At 66.2% G+C, this 18512-nt stretch carries 21 protein-coding genes; 15 read left to right on the top strand and 6 right to left on the bottom strand.

Annotated features, from left to right (window positions below; genetic code table 11):
• Nucleotides 1-50 precede the first annotated feature (50 nt).
• A complete protein-coding gene (locus ACW5IY_RS20175; RefSeq protein ID WP_010482667.1) occupies nucleotides 51-536 on the bottom strand; it encodes an Mpo1 family 2-hydroxy fatty acid dioxygenase in 486 nt (161 codons plus the stop codon).
• 135 nt (nucleotides 537-671) lie between these two features.
• Nucleotides 672-1598 carry a phosphoribosylaminoimidazolesuccinocarboxamide synthase gene (locus tag ACW5IY_RS20170; protein WP_008266180.1) on the bottom strand — a complete coding sequence of 309 codons (927 nt, stop codon included), beginning with the start codon at nucleotides 1596-1598 and terminating at the stop codon, nucleotides 672-674.
• Nucleotides 1599-1739: 141 nt separating this feature from the next.
• Here ACW5IY_RS20170 and ACW5IY_RS20165 point away from each other — a divergent pair, with 141 nt between their 5' ends.
• The 4 genes from ACW5IY_RS20165 to yegS all read left to right on the top strand — a co-directional run bounded on the left by ACW5IY_RS20165 (nucleotide 1740) and on the right by yegS (nucleotide 4489).
• Entirely contained in the window at nucleotides 1740-2069 is a 330-nt protein-coding gene (locus ACW5IY_RS20165) for a J domain-containing protein (RefSeq protein WP_005411327.1), read from the top strand.
• A 30-nt stretch (nucleotides 2070-2099) separates the two neighbouring features.
• Nucleotides 2100-2774: a ribulose-phosphate 3-epimerase gene (rpe, locus tag ACW5IY_RS20160; RefSeq protein WP_049435695.1), complete on the top strand. Its 675-nt coding sequence runs from the start codon at nucleotides 2100-2102 to the stop codon at nucleotides 2772-2774.
• 58 nt (nucleotides 2775-2832) lie between these two features.
• Nucleotides 2833-3315 carry a GNAT family N-acetyltransferase gene (locus ACW5IY_RS20155; protein ID WP_043399382.1) on the top strand — a complete coding sequence of 161 codons (483 nt, stop codon included), beginning with the start codon at nucleotides 2833-2835 and terminating at the stop codon, nucleotides 3313-3315.
• Nucleotides 3316-3553: 238 nt separating this feature from the next.
• A complete protein-coding gene (yegS, locus tag ACW5IY_RS20150) occupies nucleotides 3554-4489 on the top strand; it encodes a lipid kinase YegS (RefSeq protein ID WP_049435694.1) in 936 nt (311 codons plus the stop codon).
• A 15-nt stretch (nucleotides 4490-4504) separates the two neighbouring features.
• Here the strand turns inward: yegS and ACW5IY_RS20145 are convergent, their stop codons facing one another.
• Nucleotides 4505-5368: an ankyrin repeat domain-containing protein gene (locus ACW5IY_RS20145; RefSeq protein WP_230080636.1), complete on the bottom strand. Its 864-nt coding sequence runs from the start codon at nucleotides 5366-5368 to the stop codon at nucleotides 4505-4507.
• A 105-nt stretch (nucleotides 5369-5473) separates the two neighbouring features.
• Here ACW5IY_RS20145 and ACW5IY_RS20140 point away from each other — a divergent pair, with 105 nt between their 5' ends.
• The 7 genes from ACW5IY_RS20140 (at nucleotide 5474) to ACW5IY_RS20110 (ending at nucleotide 13552) form a co-directional block, all read left to right on the top strand.
• A complete protein-coding gene (locus tag ACW5IY_RS20140; RefSeq protein WP_049435693.1) occupies nucleotides 5474-7831 on the top strand; it encodes an XVIPCD domain-containing protein in 2358 nt (785 codons plus the stop codon).
• Between the two features lie 178 nt (nucleotides 7832-8009).
• Nucleotides 8010-9485 carry an anthranilate synthase component I gene (gene trpE / locus ACW5IY_RS20135; RefSeq protein ID WP_049435692.1) on the top strand — a complete coding sequence of 492 codons (1476 nt, stop codon included), beginning with the start codon at nucleotides 8010-8012 and terminating at the stop codon, nucleotides 9483-9485.
• A 67-nt stretch (nucleotides 9486-9552) separates the two neighbouring features.
• Nucleotides 9553-10332, top strand: coding sequence for an SIMPL domain-containing protein (locus ACW5IY_RS20130; RefSeq protein ID WP_010482656.1), 780 nt, complete (start codon nucleotides 9553-9555; stop codon nucleotides 10330-10332).
• A gap of 2 nt (nucleotides 10333-10334) precedes the next feature.
• Nucleotides 10335-10922 (top strand): anthranilate synthase component II, encoded by a 588-nt coding sequence (locus ACW5IY_RS20125; RefSeq protein ID WP_010482655.1) that lies wholly within the window; start codon nucleotides 10335-10337, stop codon nucleotides 10920-10922.
• Between the two features lie 16 nt (nucleotides 10923-10938).
• On the top strand, nucleotides 10939-11970 hold the full coding sequence (gene trpD / locus ACW5IY_RS20120; RefSeq protein WP_049435691.1) for an anthranilate phosphoribosyltransferase: 1032 nt from the start codon (nucleotides 10939-10941) through the stop codon (nucleotides 11968-11970).
• 74 nt (nucleotides 11971-12044) lie between these two features.
• On the top strand, nucleotides 12045-12839 hold the full coding sequence (gene trpC / locus ACW5IY_RS20115; protein WP_049435690.1) for an indole-3-glycerol phosphate synthase TrpC: 795 nt from the start codon (nucleotides 12045-12047) through the stop codon (nucleotides 12837-12839).
• Nucleotides 12836-13552, top strand: a complete 717-nt coding sequence (locus tag ACW5IY_RS20110; RefSeq protein WP_049435689.1) for a haloacid dehalogenase-like hydrolase — start codon at nucleotides 12836-12838, stop codon at nucleotides 13550-13552. Before trpC ends, ACW5IY_RS20110 begins: the two co-directional genes overlap by 4 nt.
• A 50-nt stretch (nucleotides 13553-13602) precedes the next feature.
• Here ACW5IY_RS20110 and ACW5IY_RS20105 read toward each other — a convergent pair whose 3' ends face one another.
• Nucleotides 13603-14364 (bottom strand): sulfite exporter TauE/SafE family protein, encoded by a 762-nt coding sequence (locus ACW5IY_RS20105; RefSeq protein WP_010482650.1) that lies wholly within the window; start codon nucleotides 14362-14364, stop codon nucleotides 13603-13605.
• A 62-nt stretch (nucleotides 14365-14426) separates the two neighbouring features.
• Complete coding sequence (gene crp, locus ACW5IY_RS20100; protein ID WP_010482649.1) at nucleotides 14427-15116, bottom strand: cAMP-activated global transcriptional regulator CRP; 690 nt, start codon at nucleotides 15114-15116, stop codon at nucleotides 14427-14429.
• A gap of 149 nt (nucleotides 15117-15265) precedes the next feature.
• Here crp and speD point away from each other — a divergent pair, with 149 nt between their 5' ends.
• Both speD and ACW5IY_RS20090 read left to right on the top strand, forming a co-directional pair.
• Nucleotides 15266-16060, top strand: coding sequence for an adenosylmethionine decarboxylase (speD, locus tag ACW5IY_RS20095; protein WP_006473908.1), 795 nt, complete (start codon nucleotides 15266-15268; stop codon nucleotides 16058-16060).
• A 168-nt stretch (nucleotides 16061-16228) separates the two neighbouring features.
• On the top strand, nucleotides 16229-16549 hold the full coding sequence (locus ACW5IY_RS20090) for a DMT family transporter (protein WP_049435688.1): 321 nt from the start codon (nucleotides 16229-16231) through the stop codon (nucleotides 16547-16549).
• Nucleotides 16550-16635: 86 nt separating this feature from the next.
• Here ACW5IY_RS20090 and coq7 read toward each other — a convergent pair whose 3' ends face one another.
• Nucleotides 16636-17280, bottom strand: coding sequence for a 2-polyprenyl-3-methyl-6-methoxy-1,4-benzoquinone monooxygenase (coq7, locus tag ACW5IY_RS20085; RefSeq protein WP_049435687.1), 645 nt, complete (start codon nucleotides 17278-17280; stop codon nucleotides 16636-16638).
• 197 nt (nucleotides 17281-17477) lie between these two features.
• On the opposite strand from coq7, the gene rplM reads away from it, so the two are divergent.
• Complete coding sequence (gene rplM, locus ACW5IY_RS20080) at nucleotides 17478-17906, top strand: 50S ribosomal protein L13 (RefSeq protein ID WP_005414692.1); 429 nt, start codon at nucleotides 17478-17480, stop codon at nucleotides 17904-17906.
• Nucleotides 17907-17908: 2 nt separating this feature from the next.
• Entirely contained in the window at nucleotides 17909-18301 is a 393-nt protein-coding gene (rpsI, locus tag ACW5IY_RS20075) for a 30S ribosomal protein S9 (protein ID WP_005411311.1), read from the top strand.
• Nucleotides 18302-18512: the final 211 nt, after the last annotated feature.

Genomic DNA, 18512 nt, shown 5'->3' with positions numbered 1-18512 from the left:
ACGGAATCTGCCCGTTCAGGAAACGACGGTCGCCGTCGGCCGGCCGCAGTTCAATAGCGCCAGTCGAGCTTGCGGTAGAACTTGGCCATCACCCAGGCCGGGCCGATCAGCAGGTAGGTCAGGTCGGTCAGGAAGCTGGGCTTGCGGCCCTCGAACGTGTGGCCGATGAACTGCGCGATCCAGGCCACCACGAACACGCCCACCGCCAGCCAGCGCAGGGCCTGCAGGCCGATCTCGGCCTCCAGCAGGCGGCACAGGCAGCCGAACACGAAGAACTGGATGAGCATGCCGATGCCCAGCGGGCGCGACAGCTTGTTGTAGAAACACCACGCGCTGAACATCGCGAACGCCGACCAGATGCCGTACTGGAACCAGGTGATCAGCGGCGGCAGGCACCACAGCAGGGCCACCACCGACCACAGGATCGCCGGTACCGCCACCACGTGGATGCGCTGGTTGATCACATTGCGGTGGTCGTCGGAGTAGCTGGCGAAATAGCGGTCGATCGGCCGCGCAAGCTCGGTGGATGTCTGCATGCGGCCAGCATACTCCCGCCAGGGCCGACAGTAGAGCCAGGCCATGTCTGGCTGCGGATTCGCCGAGGTTGCCGGCCAGCGGCCGGCACTACCACCAAAATGAAACGCCCCCGGCGGGCCGGGGGCGCAGGCGGATCAGTCGACGCTGATCCCGGCCAGGCGCTGCAGCGCCTCGGCGTACTTGGCGCGGGTGCGCTCGATGATCTCGGCCGGGATGCTCGGGCCCGGGGCGGTCTTGCCCCAGTCCAGCGTCTCCAGGTAATCGCGCACGAACTGCTTGTCGTAGCTCGGCGGGCTGGTGCCCACTTCGTACTCGTCGGCCGGCCAGTAACGCGAGGAATCCGGCGTCAGCATCTCGTCCATGATGTACAGGCGGCCATCGGCGTCGGTACCGAACTCGAACTTGGTATCGGCCAGGATGATGCCACGCTCGCGGGCGTAGTCGGCGGCGAACTTGTAGATGCGCAGGGTGGCATCGCGCACGCGCTCGGCCAGGTCCGCACCGACCTGCTTCACCATCGCATCGAAATCGATGTTCTCGTCATGGTCGCCGACGGCGGCCTTGGTCGAGGGGGTAAAGATCGGCTCGGGCAGCTGCTCGGCCTGGCGCAGGCCGTCGGGCAGGTCGATGCCGCTGACCTTGCCGGTGCGCTGGTAATCCTTCCAGCCGCTGCCGATCAGGTAGCCGCGGGCGATCGCTTCCACCGGCACCGGCTTCAGCTTGCGGGTGACCACCGCGCGCTTTGCATACAGGGCCGGGTCCACGCCCTCGGGCAGCACGCTGGCCACGTCGATGCCGGTCAGGTGGTTGGGCATCAGGTGCGCGGTCTTGGCGAACCAGAAGTTGGACACCTGGCAGAGCATCTCGCCCTTGCCCGGAATCGGGTCGGGCAGGACCACGTCGAACGCCGACAGGCGATCGGTGGCCACCATCAGCAGGTAGTCGCCCGGTGGGGTCCCTGCGGGCAGCCGCTCGCGCGGGATATCGAACACATCACGCACCTTGCCGCGATGGCGCAAGGGCAGGCCGGGGAGATCGGATTGCAACAGCGTGGTTGGCACGGGCACTCCTGGGGCGTTGTCGATACGGCTGCCCAACGGACCCGGCGGGCCCGCTGACCAGCGGGCGGCCTAGTGTAAAGCCGTCCGGGCCCGCTGTGACGTAAAATGAGCGTCCATTTCGTCGGTCGCCCCCGGAGCGCCATGCGCTGGTACGGAAAACTGCTCGGATTCATCGCCGGCGCCCTGCTGTTCCGGCCCAATCCGCTGTTTGGCGCGGTGGTCGGCCTGTTGATCGGCCATGCCTTCGACTCGGACTGGTTCCGCCTGAACAAGGAGAATCCGTACCGGGAGCTGGGGCTGACCTCCGAGGCCACCGATGCCGAGGTCGAGCGCGCCTATCGCAAGCTGATCTCGCAGTACCACCCCGACAAGCTTGGCGGCGCCGCCCCCGAGCTGCAGCAGCAGGCCGAGCAGAAGTCGCGGCGGATCAACGCCGCCTACGATCGCATCAAGACCCTGCGCAAGCGCTGACCCACTTTCCCCTCGTTGCAAGGCCCGGCCATGTCCCACTGCCTCATTGCCCCCTCCATCCTGTCCGCCAACTTCGCCCGCCTCGGCGAGGAAGTCGACAACGTCCTCGCCGCCGGTGCGGACTGGGTCCACTTCGACGTGATGGACAACCACTACGTGCCGAACCTGACCATCGGCCCGATGGTCTGCCAGGCCCTGCGCAAGCACGGCGTCACCGCGCCGATCGACGTGCACCTGATGGTTGAGCCGGTGGACCGCATCATCCCGGACTTCGCCGAAGCCGGTGCCACCTACATCAGCTTCCACCCGGAGGCCAGTCGCCACGTGCACCGCACCATCCAGCTGATCCGCTCGCTGGGCTGCAAGCCGGGCATCGTGCTGAACCCGGCCACCCCGGTGGACATCCTCGACTGGGTGCTGGATGACCTGGACCTGGTGCTGCTGATGTCGGTCAACCCGGGCTTCGGCGGCCAGGCCTTCATCCCGTCGGCGCTGGACAAGCTGCGCGTGGTGCGCAAGATGATCGACGCCAGCGGCAAGGACATCCGCCTGGAGATCGACGGCGGTGTGAAGGCCGACAATATCGGTGAGATCGCCGCCGCCGGTGCGGACACCTTCGTCGCCGGCTCGGCCATCTTCAACGCCAAGACCAGCTACCAGGACGTGATCGCGCAGATGCGCGCCAACGTCGCTGCGGCGCGCTGACAAAAAGGGGACGGAGGGGATTAAGCTCGCCTGATCCCCTCCGTCCCCTTTTCCGCCCATGGCACTGTTGAACATCCGCGCGGCCACCGTGGCCGACGCCGGCCTGATCCTGCACTTCATCCGTGAGCTGGCCATCTACGAGAAGGCCGAGCATTCGGTGCAGACCGATGAGATCGGCATCGCCGAGAGCCTGTTCGGTGCCGACGCCACGGCGCGCGCGCTGATCTGCGAAGCCGACGGCGAGGCCATCGGCTATGCGGTGTACTTCTACAACTACTCCACCTGGCTGGGCCGCAAGGGCATCTACCTGGAAGACCTGTACGTCAGCCAGGAAAAGCGCGGGGCAGGCGCCGGCAAAGCGCTGCTGAAGTACATCGCACGCCAGGCCGTAGCCGAGGGCTGCGGACGTTTCGAATGGTCGGTGCTGGACTGGAATACTCCGGCCATCGAGTTCTACACCGCCGCTGGTGCCAAGCCCCAGGACGAGTGGACCGTGTACCGGCTGCAGGGCCAGGCATTGCACGACTTCGCCAACGGTTGAAGTGAAGTGCATCCACGCATGGCGTGGATCTACCAACCAGCTGGGAGAAGAACCAAAAAAAAAGACCACGCCAATCACTGGCGTGGCCTCGCTGCATGCGTGGGAGGCTGATCCTGCCTCCATCCGTCGTCCCTGCTATGGCCTTCCATTCTCCGGTTGCTGAATGACATCTGCGTGACATTCACCGCGGACAAACAGCGCATTGCTAGCCTGTGCGCCCCCGTCCTGGAAGCACCACATGGCCGCACCGCGCTGGCGCCTGATCCTCAATGGCAAATCCGCTGGCAACGATGAGTTGCGCGACGCCGTCGGCCATTGGCGCGGGCAGGGCGTGCAGCTGGAAGTGCGGGTGACCTGGGAGGACGGCGACGCCGAACGCTACGTGGCCGAGGCGATTGATCATGGCGTGGACGTGATCGTGGCTGCTGGTGGCGATGGCACGCTCAGTGCGGTGGCCGAGACCCTGGCCCACCGTGAGGAACCGGCGGATGCGCTGCCATCACTGGCGCTGATTCCGATGGGGACCGCCAACGACTTCGCCACGGCTGCCGGCATTCCCACCGAGCCGAAGGAGGCCTTCGGATTGATCGGGCAGGCAACGCCGCATGCGATTGATCTCCTGCGCGTGGACGCCGATGGCACCCACTGGTGGTGCGCCAACCTTGCCAGCGGTGGTTTCGGCACACAGGTGACGGTGGAGACCGATGCCGGCTTGAAGAAGATGCTGGGCGGGCTGGCCTACGTGATCACCGGCATCGCCAAGCTGGGTCGCATCGAGCCGATCACCGCACGGTTGACCGGCCCGGATTTCACGTGGGAAGGCGACTTCATCGCGCTCGGCATCGGCAATGGCCGCCAGGCCGGCGGAGGCCAGCAATTGTGCCCGCAGGCACTGATCGATGATGGGCAGCTGGACGTGACGGTGCTTCCGGAGCTGGAGGGGGAAGTCACCGCCACGCTCGGCCAGATGCTGAAGTCCGGCACCCAGGCCGCACTGGAACAGCTGGCAACGCGCGCGCGGCTGCCATGGCTGCAGGTGGAGTCCGAGCGCCCGCTGACGCTCAACCTGGACGGTGAACCGGTACAGGCGCGCCAGTTCCGCATCGCGTGCGTGCCGGGCCGGGTGCGGATGCACCTGCCCGTGGGCTGTGCACTGTTGTCCGAGCCGCGCTGAGCCGGACCGGAACTCCTACAACGGCGGTATGTCCTGCTCCTTCGCCGGGAACCCGAATGCTTCACGCTTCTCGCGGATGTACTGCGGCAGCGGCGGCCGGGCAATGCCGTGATCGATCAGCCACTGCTGGCACTTCTTCTGCCACGGCAGCAGGTCCGGTGTGGTGATTTCCCAGTAGATCGCTTCGACCATGGCCATCCGATCGGGCGCGCCCGGTTGCGCCGATGACGGCGATGCAATCGTGGGGTCCGCACCATGTTCAAGCAGCCAGTAGGCCTGCTCGAAGCCGCCACGGCCGGTGTACCAGCTGAGAACGGTATCGGCCTGGCCGATGTTGGATTCGTTGACGTGTGCGCCTCGCTCCACCAGCAGCTGGATGTTCTTCCACAGGTTGCCGGAAATGAAGGCCTGGAACAGCAGCGTTTCGGTATTGGAGGTGCGCGTGTCCGGGTCGCCGCCATGATCCAGCAGCAGGGCCAGGTAGCGCGGATCGTCCATCTTCGCGGCATAGACCATGGCGTTGTTGTGGCGGAACGTCTCGCCGTCCAGCGTTTCAATACGCCGTGCATTCGGGTCGGCGCCGTTGTCGAGCATCGCGCGCAGGCCTTCCAGGTTCTGCGCGCGCAACGGCCACGCGATGAGCGGAATGCCATCCTGCTTCGAGAACTCCTTGTCGGGGTTCACGCCTTCGGTCTTGATCAGGCGCGTGATCGTCGCCGCATCACCCTGTTCGGCAGCGATGGCCAGCTCCAGGGCCTTGCCCTCGAAATAGCGCTCCGCGCCATGTGAAGACGTGCGCGCGCAGGCACTCAGCAGCATCAGCAGCATCAGCGCCAGGCAGGAAAATGGCGTAAAGGAACTGTGAGGGTGACGGTGCATGTGATTCCTTGACATGGACGCGTTCGGGGGATGATAGCGTTGGCCGTGGTCATTCCAGCAGGTCCTGGATGACCGCGTCTTCACTGATGAGCAATGGAGTCTGCCATGAGCGGTCACGATCCCGAGCAGCAGGAACGCCTGCTGCAGGCCCGCGCCAGGAGCGTCCAGGCGCAGCAGCACCTGGTCGAGCAACTGCAGGGCGGTGGACACGCCACCGAAGCGGCGCGCTTGCGCGAGACCTATCACGCCCGCGAGCTGGGTTCGCTTGCTGATGATGTGTATGCCTCGGCAAAGGGCAAAGGAGAACCGCCGGTCGGGTGGACGCGAGCCAGTGCCGTGACCGACCCGGACACGCTCAAAGCGGCGGGCATCAGCCTGGGTGCAGCCGACCTGAAGAAGCTGATGCGGCCGAACGACTCGGGTTTCCGCGCAGAGATCTACATTCCGGACAAAAGAGTGTTCGGTGATGACGCCAAGCCGGTGCTGGTGTTCAAGGGATCCACGGGCGAAATCATCGATCCCCGGGCGAAAGGCGGGCGGCGTGAGTCCGGAGGCGAGGATTTCCTCAACAACGGACGCCAGGGCGTGGGCATGCAGAGCGACTACTACGATCGGGCCATGGCACTGGCGAGTCGCTTGAAGACCTCCGGTACCCACTTTGAACTCGCCGGTCATTCGCTTGGCGGCGGCATGGCCTCTGCCGCTTCGGCGGTGACCGGTGTACGTGCGACCACCTTCAATTCGGCGGGCCTGCATCCGGCCACCGCCGATCGCTACGCGAAATCCCACGGATTGCCGGTGTTCAACACGCGCGACACGGTGCACACCTACCAGACCTCGGGTGAAGTGCTCAACGATGTGCAGAACGGATTGAAGCGACTCAACGAGCATCACCGGCAGGGCTTTGGCCTGCTGGCCAGCGAGACCAGCCAGCTGCTGCGCCAGCCGGGCGTGCAGCAAATGGTTACCCGCAAGCTGCAGGAGATGATGCCGGCCGGTGCGCAGACGGCCACCGCCCAGCTGGTTGACCAGCTGGCGTCGAAATCCGGGGCAGAGGCATTGCGCAATGTTCCGGTGGCCGCGGGCAGGATGGAACTGTTGCTGGACGCCAAGACCGAAGTGAACGGAAAGGTGGTGGACCGCCGCCATCGAGAAGCGCCAAGCCAGCTTGCCGAATACGGTGGCCCACTGGCCGAGGTGCTGATCGCAGGCGCGCGCGGCATGCGTGCCGGACGGGTTGCCGGTGAGCATGTCGAGCAGGTCGGCGCGCTGGCGGGCCGGGGCATGAGCCTGTCCGGCGTTGCCGTCGAGCGTGCGTCGACCCTGCAGGGAAATGCGATCGGCACCGTGGTCGACTACGGTGGAAAGAGCATGCGGGTGGGCATCGAAGGCGGCGCGACGGTCATTGCCAAGGGTCGCGAGCTGCAGGGTCTGGTCGAATCGGTCAGCCACCGCGTGCAGGCCAAGGGCAGTTACGGCTGGAACATCGGGGCCAGCGTGCTGGGTGCGCTCGGTGCCGACGACATGGCCAGGCAGATGCGCGAGCACGGTGACGCGGCCCGCAATCAACACGAAACCAAGGCCCGTGAAGCCACCCGTGAAGCGGCCGCCGATGCCGGCCGCATCCGCGCCGGCGGCCATCATCTGGGCGGCCAGCTGCAGCAGGGTGTGCATGGCGTGGCCAATGTGCTGCGCAACGGCTATACCGTGTACGGCGCGACTTTCCACATGGGCATGAACTGGAGCAGCCATCAGATCACCGGGCTGACCTCGCAGGCGCCGGCCGTGCTGGCCGGTACCGTGGGGCTGGGCGCGATGGCCAACAAGGGCATTGCCACGCACCTGCCCACGCCGGCATTGCCGCAGAACCTGGTCAACCTGGCCAAGACGTCGTGGGTGGTTGGGCGCGGCAGTGCGACCCTGGGGGAGTCAGTGGACCGGCATGGCATGAGCGAGACGATGAACCCCAGTCTCGACGCGGCAATCGCGAGCCAGGAGGCGGCCGCGCGCAAGCTGCTTGGACGGCCGCATGCGCAGCTGCAGGAGGGGGCCGCGAAGATACCCGCGCTGAACGATCCGGGGCATATCGACTTCCATCTGTTCAAGGGCGCGCAGACCGGCGTGCACGGCCTCGATGTGGCACATGGCCGCATCCCGAACCTGCAGAGCGACCAGCTGGCCGGGGCGTTGGCTGCGCAGGCCAAGCGCGATGGGCTGCAGGCCATCTCCCATGTGCTGCTCAGTGACGACCGCACGCGGGCATTCGCGGTCGACACCCCGGATCTGCAGGCGGCCCATCGCCGACATGCGCACGTGGACGTGGCGGCCGGCATGGCCCAGCCGCTGGCCGTGAGCACGGCGCAGGTTGACGCCCTGAACACGGGTCGCGAACAGGCGACGGCGGCTGGACTGGCCCAGCAACAGGGGCTGGAGGCCCAGGAGAACGCCCGGCGGATGGGCTAATGGCCGAATGAACCGCGACGCCGCGGCGGGGTTCCCCTCCCGCCCCGGCTGCGATACAGTCAAGGGGTGTCCAGCCTGACGACCCCGCATACCCTTTCTTCCGCACGCCGTTGGTGGCGATGGTGGCCCGTTGCCGTCGTCCGCCCCCATAACGCTGTGTCCCGGAAGGAAAGTCGTCTTGAACTCGCACGCTCAGTTTCAGCAGCAGGCCGCTGAAGGCCACACTCATATTCCCGTCGTCCGCGAAGTGCTGTCCGACCTGGACACGCCGCTTTCGGTCTATCTGAAGCTCGCCGACGGCCCCAATACCTACCTGTTTGAATCCGTCGAAGGCGGCGAGCGCTTTGGTCGTTACTCGATCATCGGCCTGCCGGCGCGACGCGTGTACGCCTTCCACGGCCATACGCTGACCGTGCGCGAAGACGGCCAGGTGGTGGAAACCCGCGAGGTGGCCGACCCGTTCGCCGAGGTCGAGGCGCTGCGCAGCGCCCACTCGGTGCCGAAGCTGGACGGCCTGCCGGGCTTCACCGGTGGCTTGGTCGGCTGGTTCGGCTTCGAGTGCATCGGCTACATCGAACCGCGCCTGGCCCCGCCGGCCGGCCGCGATGAGCTGGGCACGCCAGACATCCTGCTGCTGGACTCCAACGAGCTGGCGGTGTTCGACAACCTCAAGGGCCGCCTGTACCTGATCGTGCATGCCGACCCCCGGGTCGAGGGCGCCTTCGAGCAGGCCCAGGCCCGCCTGGATGCACTGACTGCCAAGCTGCGCGCACCGGGCGCCGGTTATCCCGCACCGCTCAACAGCGATGTGCTGGACGAGTCCGATTTCGTCTCCGGTTTCACCCGCGAAGGCTTCGTCGATGCGGTCCAGCGCAGCAAGGAATACATCCGCGCCGGTGACATCTTCCAGGTGGTGCTTAGCCAGCGCCTGAGCGTGCCGTTCAAGGCGCGCCCGGTGGACGTGTACCGCGCGCTGCGTGCACTGAACCCGTCGCCGTACATGTACTTCCTGGATGTCGGCGACCTGCAGGTGGTCGGTTCGTCGCCGGAAATCCTGGTGCGTCTGCAGGACGGCGAAGTGACTGTGCGCCCGATCGCAGGCACCCGTCCGCGCGGTGCCACCGTCGAGCAGGACCTGGCGCTGGAAACCGAACTGCTGGCCGATCCGAAGGAACGCGCCGAGCACCTGATGCTGATCGACCTCGGCCGCAACGATGCCGGTCGCGTGTCCAAGGCCGGCACCGTGGAAGTGGGCGAGCAGTTCGTGATCGAGCGCTACAGCCACGTCATGCACATCGTCAGCGAAGTGACCGGACAGCTGCAGCCGGGCCTGAGCTACGCCGACGTGCTGCGCGCCACCTTCCCGGCCGGTACGGTCAGCGGTGCGCCGAAGATCCGCGCGCTGGAAGTGATCCGCGAGCTGGAACCGATCAAGCGCAATGTCTACGCCGGCAGCATCGGCTACATCGGCTGGCATGGCGATGCCGATACCGCGATCGCGATCCGCACCGCGGTGATCAAGGACGGCCGCCTGTACGTGCAGGCCGGCGCCGGCATCGTCTACGACTCGGACCCGGACAAGGAATGGGACGAGACGATGAACAAGGGCCGCGCGCTGTTCCGCGCCGTCGCCCAGGCTGCCAAGGGCCTGTGAGCCTTTCCGTGCCGTGGCCTGCGCCGCGGCACCTCCTGCTGTTCCCATTCAAGACAAGGAGTACCGCATGAAGCTGCTGAGCGCATTGCTGTGGTCGTCACTGCTGGCCACGATGGCCCCGTCTGCGTGGGCGCAGGCCAATACCATTCCTTCGCAGCCGCACCTGCTGGTGAAGGGCGAGGCGCGCCGCGTGGTGATGCCGGACCGGTTCGGCCTGCAGTTGAACATCGAAGAGACCGACATGGATGCCGACGCCGCGCGCCACCGCGTGCAGGACAACGTCGCGCGCGTGCTGGCGCTGTTCAAGCAGCACAAGGCGGTGGAAGGCAGCGTGCGCGCGGACAACCTGCGTATCGGTCCGGCGACGCGCTATGAGCAGAACCGGCAGGTCTTCATCGGCACCCGCGTGTCGCGCCAGCTGCGTGCCAGCTTCGCCAGCGTGAAGGCGATGCAGGACGTGCTGGGTGCGCTGAAGGCCAACGAGAACGTGCAGGTCAGCAGCGTGGCCCCGACCTACTCGGGCGAAGTGGCGCTGCGACGCGAACTCAAGGGCGAAGCAGCGGCCAAGACCCGCGAGTCCGCGCAGGGCCTGGCCAAGGCCTATGGAACGAAAGTGCGTGGCCTGTACAGCATCTCCGACGTGGCGCCGGACTTCGCCTACGGCATCCAGGCCGGGCAATGGCCGCAGCCGGGCGAGGATGGTGAGTATCTGGACAGGATCTCGGTGACCGGCAGCTATGCACCGGCCTCGGCACCTGCGCCCGGTGCACCGGAGTCCATTGAAGCCGGCCCCATCACCTACACCGAAAACGTATACGCCATTTTCCTGATAAGCGACGGAACCTGACCATGTTGTGGATGATCGACAACTACGACAGCTTCACCTACAACCTCGTGCAGTACCTGCAGACGCTGGGCGCCGAAGTGAAGGTGGTGCGCAACGATGCGATGAGCGTGGACGAGATCGCCGCGCAGAAACCCGAGCGCATCGTCATCTCGCCCGGCCCGTGCACGCCCAACGAGGCGGGCGTGTCGCTGGAACTGATCGAGCGCCTCGGCCCGACCACGCCCATCCTCGGCGTCTGCCTGGGCCACCAGGGCATCGGCCAGGTCTACGGTGGCACGGTCATCCGCGCGGGCAACATCATGCACGGCAAGACCTCGCCCATCCGCCATGAAGGCAAGGGCGTGTTCGCCGGTCTGCCGGATCGTTACCAGGCCACCCGCTACCACTCGCTGGTGGTGGACAAGCACAGCCTGCCCGATGTGCTGGAAGTGACCGCCTGGACCGAGAACGAGGACGGCTCGATCGAAGAGATCATGGGCCTGCGCCATCGCCAGTTCCCGGTGGAAGGCGTGCAGTTCCACCCCGAATCCATCCTCACCGAACACGGCCACGCCCTGCTGCGCAATTTCCTGCAGCGCCCGGCGGCCTGATCCAAGGAGCATTCCCATGAGCTTCTCCCCCCAGGAAGCCCTGCAACGCACCATCGAGCACCGCGAAATCTTCTTCGACGAAATGGTCGACCTGATGCGGCAGATCATGCGCGGCGATGTCTCGCCGATGATGACCGCCGCCATCCTCACCGGCCTGCGGGTGAAGAAGGAAACCATCGACGAGATCGCGGCCGCGGCCACGGTCATGCGCGAATTCGCGCTGGCGGTGCCGGTGGCCGATACCACCCATCTGGTCGACATCGTCGGTACCGGTGGCGATGGCTCGCATACCTTCAACATCTCCACCTGCGCGATGTTCGTGGCGGCCGCAGCCGGTGCGCGCGTGGCCAAGCATGGCAACCGCAGCGTGTCGTCCAAGTCCGGCAGCGCCGATGCGGTCGAAGCACTGGGTGCCGCCATCGAACTGCAGCCGGCCCAGGTGGCAGCGGCCATCGAACAGACCGGCATCGGCTTCATGTTCGCGCCGATCCATCATCCGTCGATGAAGGTGGTCGCGCCGGTCCGCCGCGAGATGGGCGTGCGCACCATCTTCAACATCCTCGGTCCGCTGACCAACCCGGCCAGCGCACCGTCGGTGCTGATGGGCGTGTTCCATCCTGATTTAGTGGGTATCCAGGCACGCGTGCTGCGCGAGCTGGGCACCGAGCACGCCATGGTGGTCTGGGGCCGCGACAACATGGACGAGATCTCGCTGGGTGCCGGCACCCTGGTGGGCGAGCTGCGCGACGGCAAGGTGCGCGAGTACGAGATCCACCCGGAGGACTTCGGCATCGCCATGTCGGCCAGTCGCAACCTGCGCGTGGATGGCCCGGAGCAGTCCATTGCCATGCTGCGCGCCGTGCTGGACAACCAGCAGGGCCCGGCACTGGACATCGTGGCGCTGAATGCCGGCGCCGCCCTGTACGTGGCAGGTGTGGCCAGCGACATCGGCGACGGCCTGGCCCGCGCCCGTGCAGCCATCGCCAACGGCAGCGCCCGCCAGCGCCTGCAGCAGTATGTGGAGACCACCCGCGCGCTGGTTGCCTGAGCGCGCGGTTCAGCCTGACCCTCTTGATGGCCGATAATGGCCGTCCTCACCGCCCCCGCACCGAACCGACGACGATGAGCGACATCCTGCAGACGATCCTGGCCCGCAAGGCCGAAGAAGTGGCCCAGCGCCGCGCCCAGCGCCCGCTCGAGGCGCTTCAGGCCGCCGTGGCCAGCGCCCCGCCGGTACGTGGCTTCGTGCGCGCGCTGCAGGCGGCGGTGGCCAACGGCGACCCGGCGGTGATCGCCGAGGTGAAGAAGGCCAGCCCGTCCAAGGGCGTGATCCGCCCGGACTTCCGCCCGGCCGACATCGCCGTCAGCTACGAGTTCGGTGGCGCCAGTTGCCTGTCGGTGCTGACCGACGTGGATTTCTTCCAGGGTGCCGACGCCTACCTGCAGCAGGCCCGCGAGGCCTGCACGCTGCCGGTGCTGCGCAAGGACTTCGTGATCGATGCCTACCAGGTGTACGAGGCGCGCGTGCTGGGCGCCGATTGCATCCTGCTGATCGTCGCCGCGCTGGACGACACCCAGCTGGCCACCCTGTCCGAACTGGCGCTGTCGCTGGGCATGGACGTGCTGGTGGAAGTGCACGACATCGACGAACTGGAGCGCGCGCTGCAGGTGCCGGCGCCGATGATCGGCATCAACAACCGCAACCTGCGCACCTTCGATGTGTCGCTGCAGACCACGCTGGACATGCAGAAGGCGGTGCCGCGTGACCGCCTGCTGGTGACCGAGAGCGGCATCCTCGGCCCGCAGGACGTGGCGCTGATGCGCGATGCCGGCATCCATGCGTTCCTGGTCGGCGAGGCCTTCATGCGTGTGGAAGAGCCGGGCGAGGGCCTGCGTCAGCTATTCTTCGCGGCATGAAAACGCACTATCCGACGCCGCGTGACGATGCGCCGCTGGTGGTCTTCGATTTCGACCACACCCTCTACGACGGCGATTCGGGCACCCATCTGTTCGCCTCGCTGATCAAGCGCAACCCGCTGCGGATGCTGGCCGCGCTGCTGGTCACGCCGATCGCCGGGCCGCTGGTGGCGATGCTGCCGACCCGTCGTACCGGTATTTCAGTCTATGTGTGGATCGGCAGCTTCGGCCTGCACCGCGCGCGTGATTTCAACAAGGTGATCGACGCCTATGTGCTGCGCAATGAGGCGCAGATGCGCGCCAAGCTGCTGCCGCAGGCGCTGGAGGTGTTCGCCGCGCACCGCGCCAAGGGCGACCGCGTGGTGGTCGCCACCGGCGCGCCGCCGGAGCTGGCACGGGCGATCCTGGCCTTCGTCGCCCACCAGGACGTGCCGGTGATCGGCACCGAGGTTGGCCCACGGCTGGGCGGCGTCGGCCCGACCCGCCACTGCCACAACGAAGAGAAGATGCGCATGCTGCGCGAGCGCGGCTATGGCGACATCGATATCGCCTACTCCGACAGCACCGCCGACCTGCCGTTGCTGCTGGCGGCCAAGGCGCCGGTGGTGGTGAACCCGAAGCCGGGCCGGGTGGACTTCTTCCGCCGCGTGCTGCCGGCCGGCACCCGCATCCTCAACTGGGGCTGCGTGGACCGTGGTGGCGACAAGGCCTGATCCGAGCCTGCTGTAGAGCCGAGCCATGCTCGGCTCTACAGGTCCTGCGCTCAGCGATACAGGTGCCCGTACACCGCGTGGCCGATCTGGAACAGGCTGATGCCCAGCACCAGCACGCCAACGGCCACCAGCACCCAGCGCTCCTTCACCCGCTTGACCAGGATCGCCGCCACCGGCGCGGCCATCATGCCGCCGATCAGCAGGCCGGCGACGATCTGCAGGTGCTGCACCCCCATCGACAGCAGGAAGGTCGCCGACACCGTCAGCGTGACCACGAACTCCGCCGCATTGACCGTACCGATGGTGGTGCGCGCCTGGCCACCACGAGCGAGCAGGGTGGACGTGGCGATCGGCCCCCAGCCGCCACCGCCGCTGGCGTCGAGCAGGCCCGCGAAGAAGCCCAGCACCGGTACCCGGCGGATTTCGCCCTTGGGCATCCAGCGTCCGGCCGCGCGAGCCAGGATGATGATCGCCAGCACCAGCAGGTACAGGTAGATCAGTGGCCGGATGATCTCGCCCGGGATCTGGGTGAGCACGTAGGCGCCCACCGCGCCGCCCACCGCGCCGGGCAGGGCCAGGCGCAGGAACAGGCGTTTATCGACATTCCCGGCGGCGAGGTGCGACACACCCGAGGCGCCGGTGGTGAACACTTCCGCGGTGTGGATGCTGGCGCTGACCTGCGCCGGCGGCAGGCCCATGCTCAGCATCACCGACGATGAGACCAGGCCGAAAGCCATGCCCAGCGCGCCGTCGACCAGCTGCGCGCCGAGGCCGATGAGGATGAACCACCAGAATTCGCTGCTCAGCTCCATGCCCCGAGCCTAGCGCGCGAAGGAGTGCGGACCAAGGTCCGCACCCACCGGGTGCTCAACGGTCAACGGGTGCCGTACAGCACCACGGTCTTGCCGCGCGCATGCAGCAGGCCGTCGGTCTGCAGCTTCTTCAGTACGCGGCCGGCCATTTCGCGCGAGCAACCCACCAGGCGTGCCAGTTCCTGGCGCGAGACGCGCAGCTGGCTGCCCTGCGGATGGCTCATGGCCTCCGGCTCCTGCGCCAGGTCGTGCAGGGTGCGCACGATCCGGTCGGTAACGTCCAGGAATGCCAGTCGGCTGGCCTTGCGGCTGGTGTCGAGCAGGCGCTTGGAGATCTGCTGGCCCAGCGCGTACAGCAGGCGCGGGGCATCGGCCGACAGCGGGCCGAGGAACAGCTGGTGCAGGCGCTCGTAGCTGATTTCGGCCAGCTCACAGGCGGTGCGGGTCCGCAGGATCACCTCGCGGCGGTCCGATTCAACGAACAGGCCCATCTCGCCGACGAACTCGCCGGCACCGAAGTAGCCCAGCACGAGCTCGCGATCGTCATCTTCCTCGGCCATGATCGAAACCGAGCCGCTGATGACGTAATACAGGGTTCCCGCCGGGTCACCGGGTCGGAAGACGTCGGTACGGGTGGGGTATCGACGCCTGTGGCTGTGCGCCAGGAAACGATCGATGGTGGCGATATCCAGGGCCAGTGGACTGCTAGCTAGGCGCACGGTTGACACGATAGGAGCGCTCCCTCTGCGCATGAACGGATTCACGGGGTCGATAGCGGAGCTTAACCAGCGCAATTGTTAAGGGCAAACAGTGTGCCAGATGTGAGCGATCTTCACGTTCCCCCCGGGGACAGTTTGCCCCATAATTCCCCCTTTCCCTTCTTACACAGGAATCGACCGCCGTGGTCAAGCCGTTGCCTCGCCTGAGGCTGCAGGGTTTCAACAACCTCACCAAGGCGCTGAGCTTCAACATCTATGACGTGTGTTACGCGCGCACCGAAGAGGAGCGTCAGCGTTACATTGAATACATCGATGAAGAGTACAACGCCGACAGGCTGACTCAAATCTTGACCGATGTCGCCGAGATCATCGGCGCCAACATCCTGAACGTGGCCCGCCAGGACTACGACCCGCAGGGTGCCTCGGTGACCATCCTGATCTCCGAAGAACCGGTGATCGACAAGAAGCAGGCCGGCAAGGAGCTGATCTCCGACGCCGTGGTCGCGCACATGGACAAGTCGCACATCACCGTGCACACCTATCCGGAAACGCACCCGCAGGAAGGTATCGCCACCTTCCGCGCCGACATCGACGTGGCCACCTGCGGCGTCATTTCGCCGTTGAAGGCGTTGAACTACCTGATCGAAAGCCTCGAGTCGGACATCGTGATCATGGACTACCGCGTCCGTGGCTTCACCCGCGATGTGAAGGGCAAGAAGCACTACATCGATCACAAGATCAACTCGATCCAGAACTTCCTGGCCAAGAACATCAAGTCGCGTTACGAGATGTTCGACGTCAACGTCTACCAGGAGAACATCTTCCACACGAAGATGCACCTGAAGGACTTCGACCTGGACCAGTACCTGTTCGAGGAAAAGGCCAAGAACCTGTCGTTCAAGGAACGCATGAAGATCGAAGCGCTGCTCAAGCGCGAGATCGAAGAGCTGTTCCACGGCCGGAACCTGTCCGAGTAAGCCCCGTGTGCGATGCCCGCAGGCATCGCCACCCAGGCGGGACGACCCGCCCCGTGGAACTGGTGTCGCGCAAGCGACATGGTTCCACGGTGATGTACCGACCCACGGCCCGGTGTGAAAACACCGGGCCGTTTCGTTTTTCTCAAAAAAGGTAAGGAGCCCCCACCCATGCCCTGGATCTACCTGCTGCTGGCCGGCCTGTTCGAGATCGGTTTCGCCCTCGGAATGAAGTACTCCGAAGGCTTCAGCAAACCCCTTCCCACTGCTGCCACGGTCGTGTCCGCGCTGATCAGCCTGTACCTGATGAGCCAGGCGATGAAGAGCATCCCGGTCGGCACGGCCTACGCGATCTGGACCGGTATCGGCGCCCTGGGCGTGGCGGTGCTGGGCATCTACCTGTTCAACGACAGCGCATCGCCGGCCCGCCTGGCCTGCGTGGGTCTGATCGTGGCCGGTGTGATCGGCCTGAAGCTGGTGTCGCCGAACTGATTGATGGCCCGACCAACGGTCGGGCCCCACCGTCAGGCCCCGCCGCACCTCTTGGTAGGCCCACGCCGTTGGTGCGGGCAAACCCTTCAGATGCGGTAGGCGATGGTCTTCATCACCCTGGAGGCCAGCGCCATCACGCCCGGGATCGGGAACGGCAGGCGGCGTGCGCCGGCCTGCTCGGCGTGCTCCGCATGGCGGGCCTCGTCTTCCTTCATCACCTGGATGACCGCGCGGCTGCGCAGGTCGCTGGCCGGCAGGTCGACCAGGTGCTCGTCCAGATGGGCTTCCACCTGGCGCTCGGTCTCGACCACGAAGCCCAGGTTCCAGCCATCGCCACGCAGCCCGGCCAGGGTGCCGATGGTGTAGCTGCCGGCATACCAGAGCGGGTTGAACAGGCTCGGACGGCTGTCCAGTTCGCCCAGGCGGGTGGCGCACCAGGCCAGGTGGTCGGTTTCTTCCTGAGCCGCTTCCAGCAGGTGTTCACGCGTGGCCGGGTCGCGCGCCACGGCGGCTTGGCCGAAGTACAGGCCCTGCGCGCAGACCTCGCCGACATGGTTGATCCGCATCAGCCCGGCCGCATGGCGGCGTTCGGTGCGGGCCATGCCCGGCTCGTCGGTGTCCGCAGCCGGGTAGGGACGGGCCGCCGGCGGGTTGCCGAACACCGTGTCCAGGGCGCGCTGCGCCTCGGTCAGCAGGTGGTCCATCGGGGTGATCTGGCGGAGCACGGTCATGGCGGTACACGGTGGGGCGGAAGACCCCGCGATTCTCGCCCGGCCCCGTCCCCCTGCCAACCCGGTCAGGGGCTGGCTTGCAACGGGGGTCTGACCTGCGTACAATCCCGCCTCTTACGCTTCACCTTTTCACAACGCGTGGCAGAGTTCCGGTGAGCCTTTCGCCGCAATGAGCCCGACCTAACCTAGAGTTCTTCATGAGCACTTTCACTGCCAAGAACGAGACCGTCCAGCGCGACTGGTACCTCGTCGACGCCGAGGGCAAGACCCTGGGCCGTCTCGCCACCGAGCTGGCCCGCCGTCTGCGCGGCAAGCACAAGCCGGTCTACACCCCGCACGTTGATACCGGCGACTACCTGGTCGTCATCAATGCAGAAAAGATTGCCGTCACCGGCAAGAAGCTGCAGGACAAGATGTATCACCGTTTCACCGGTTACATCGGCAACCTGAAGACCGAATCCCTGGCACAGGCGCTGGAGCGCCACCCGGAGCGCGTGATCGAGATCGCCGTGAAGGGCATGCTGCCGAAGGGCCCGCTGGGTCGCCAGATGTACCGCAAGCTCAAGGTCTACGCCGGCACTGAGCATCCGCACGCCGCACAGCAGCCGCAGGTTCTGGATATCTAATCATGGCTATCACTCAAAACTACGGCACTGGCCGCCGCAAGTCCTCCACCGCTCGCGTGTTCCTGCGCAAGGGTTCGGGCAACATCACCGTCAACGGCCGTCCGCTGGACGAGTTCTTCGGTCGTGAGACTGCGCGCATGATCGTGCGCCAGCCGCTCGAGCTGACCAAGAACACCGAAAGCTTCGACATCCTGGTCACCGCCGCTGGCGGCGGCACCACCGGCCAGGCCGGTGCGATCCGTCTGGGCATCGCCCGTGCTCTGGTCGAGTACGACGAAACCCTGAAGTCCGAGCTGCGCAAGGCCGGCTTCATGACCCGTGACGCCCGTGAAGTCGAGCGTAAGAAGGTCGGTCTGCACAAGGCCCGCCGCGCCACCCAGTTCTCCAAGCGCTGATCTACCGCGCCTGGTTGGGCTCCTTTGGGAGCCCGCTGGATGGAAAAGCAAAAGCCCGGCTTCGGCCGGGCTTTTGTCGTTCTGGGGTGTGCATTTCCAGGGTGCCGGCCAGCGGCTGGCACTACCCGGGGCGTCGCATGTCAGCAGGGGGGGGGGGGGGGGGGGGGCGGAGCCCTTTTCTCTGAAAAAGGATCCGGCCCCGGACCTCTTT

The organism is Stenotrophomonas sp. C-A (assembly GCF_054030835.1).
Note: the sequence above shows the minus strand (reverse complement) of the source record. Positions and strands in the feature narration are given on the sequence as shown.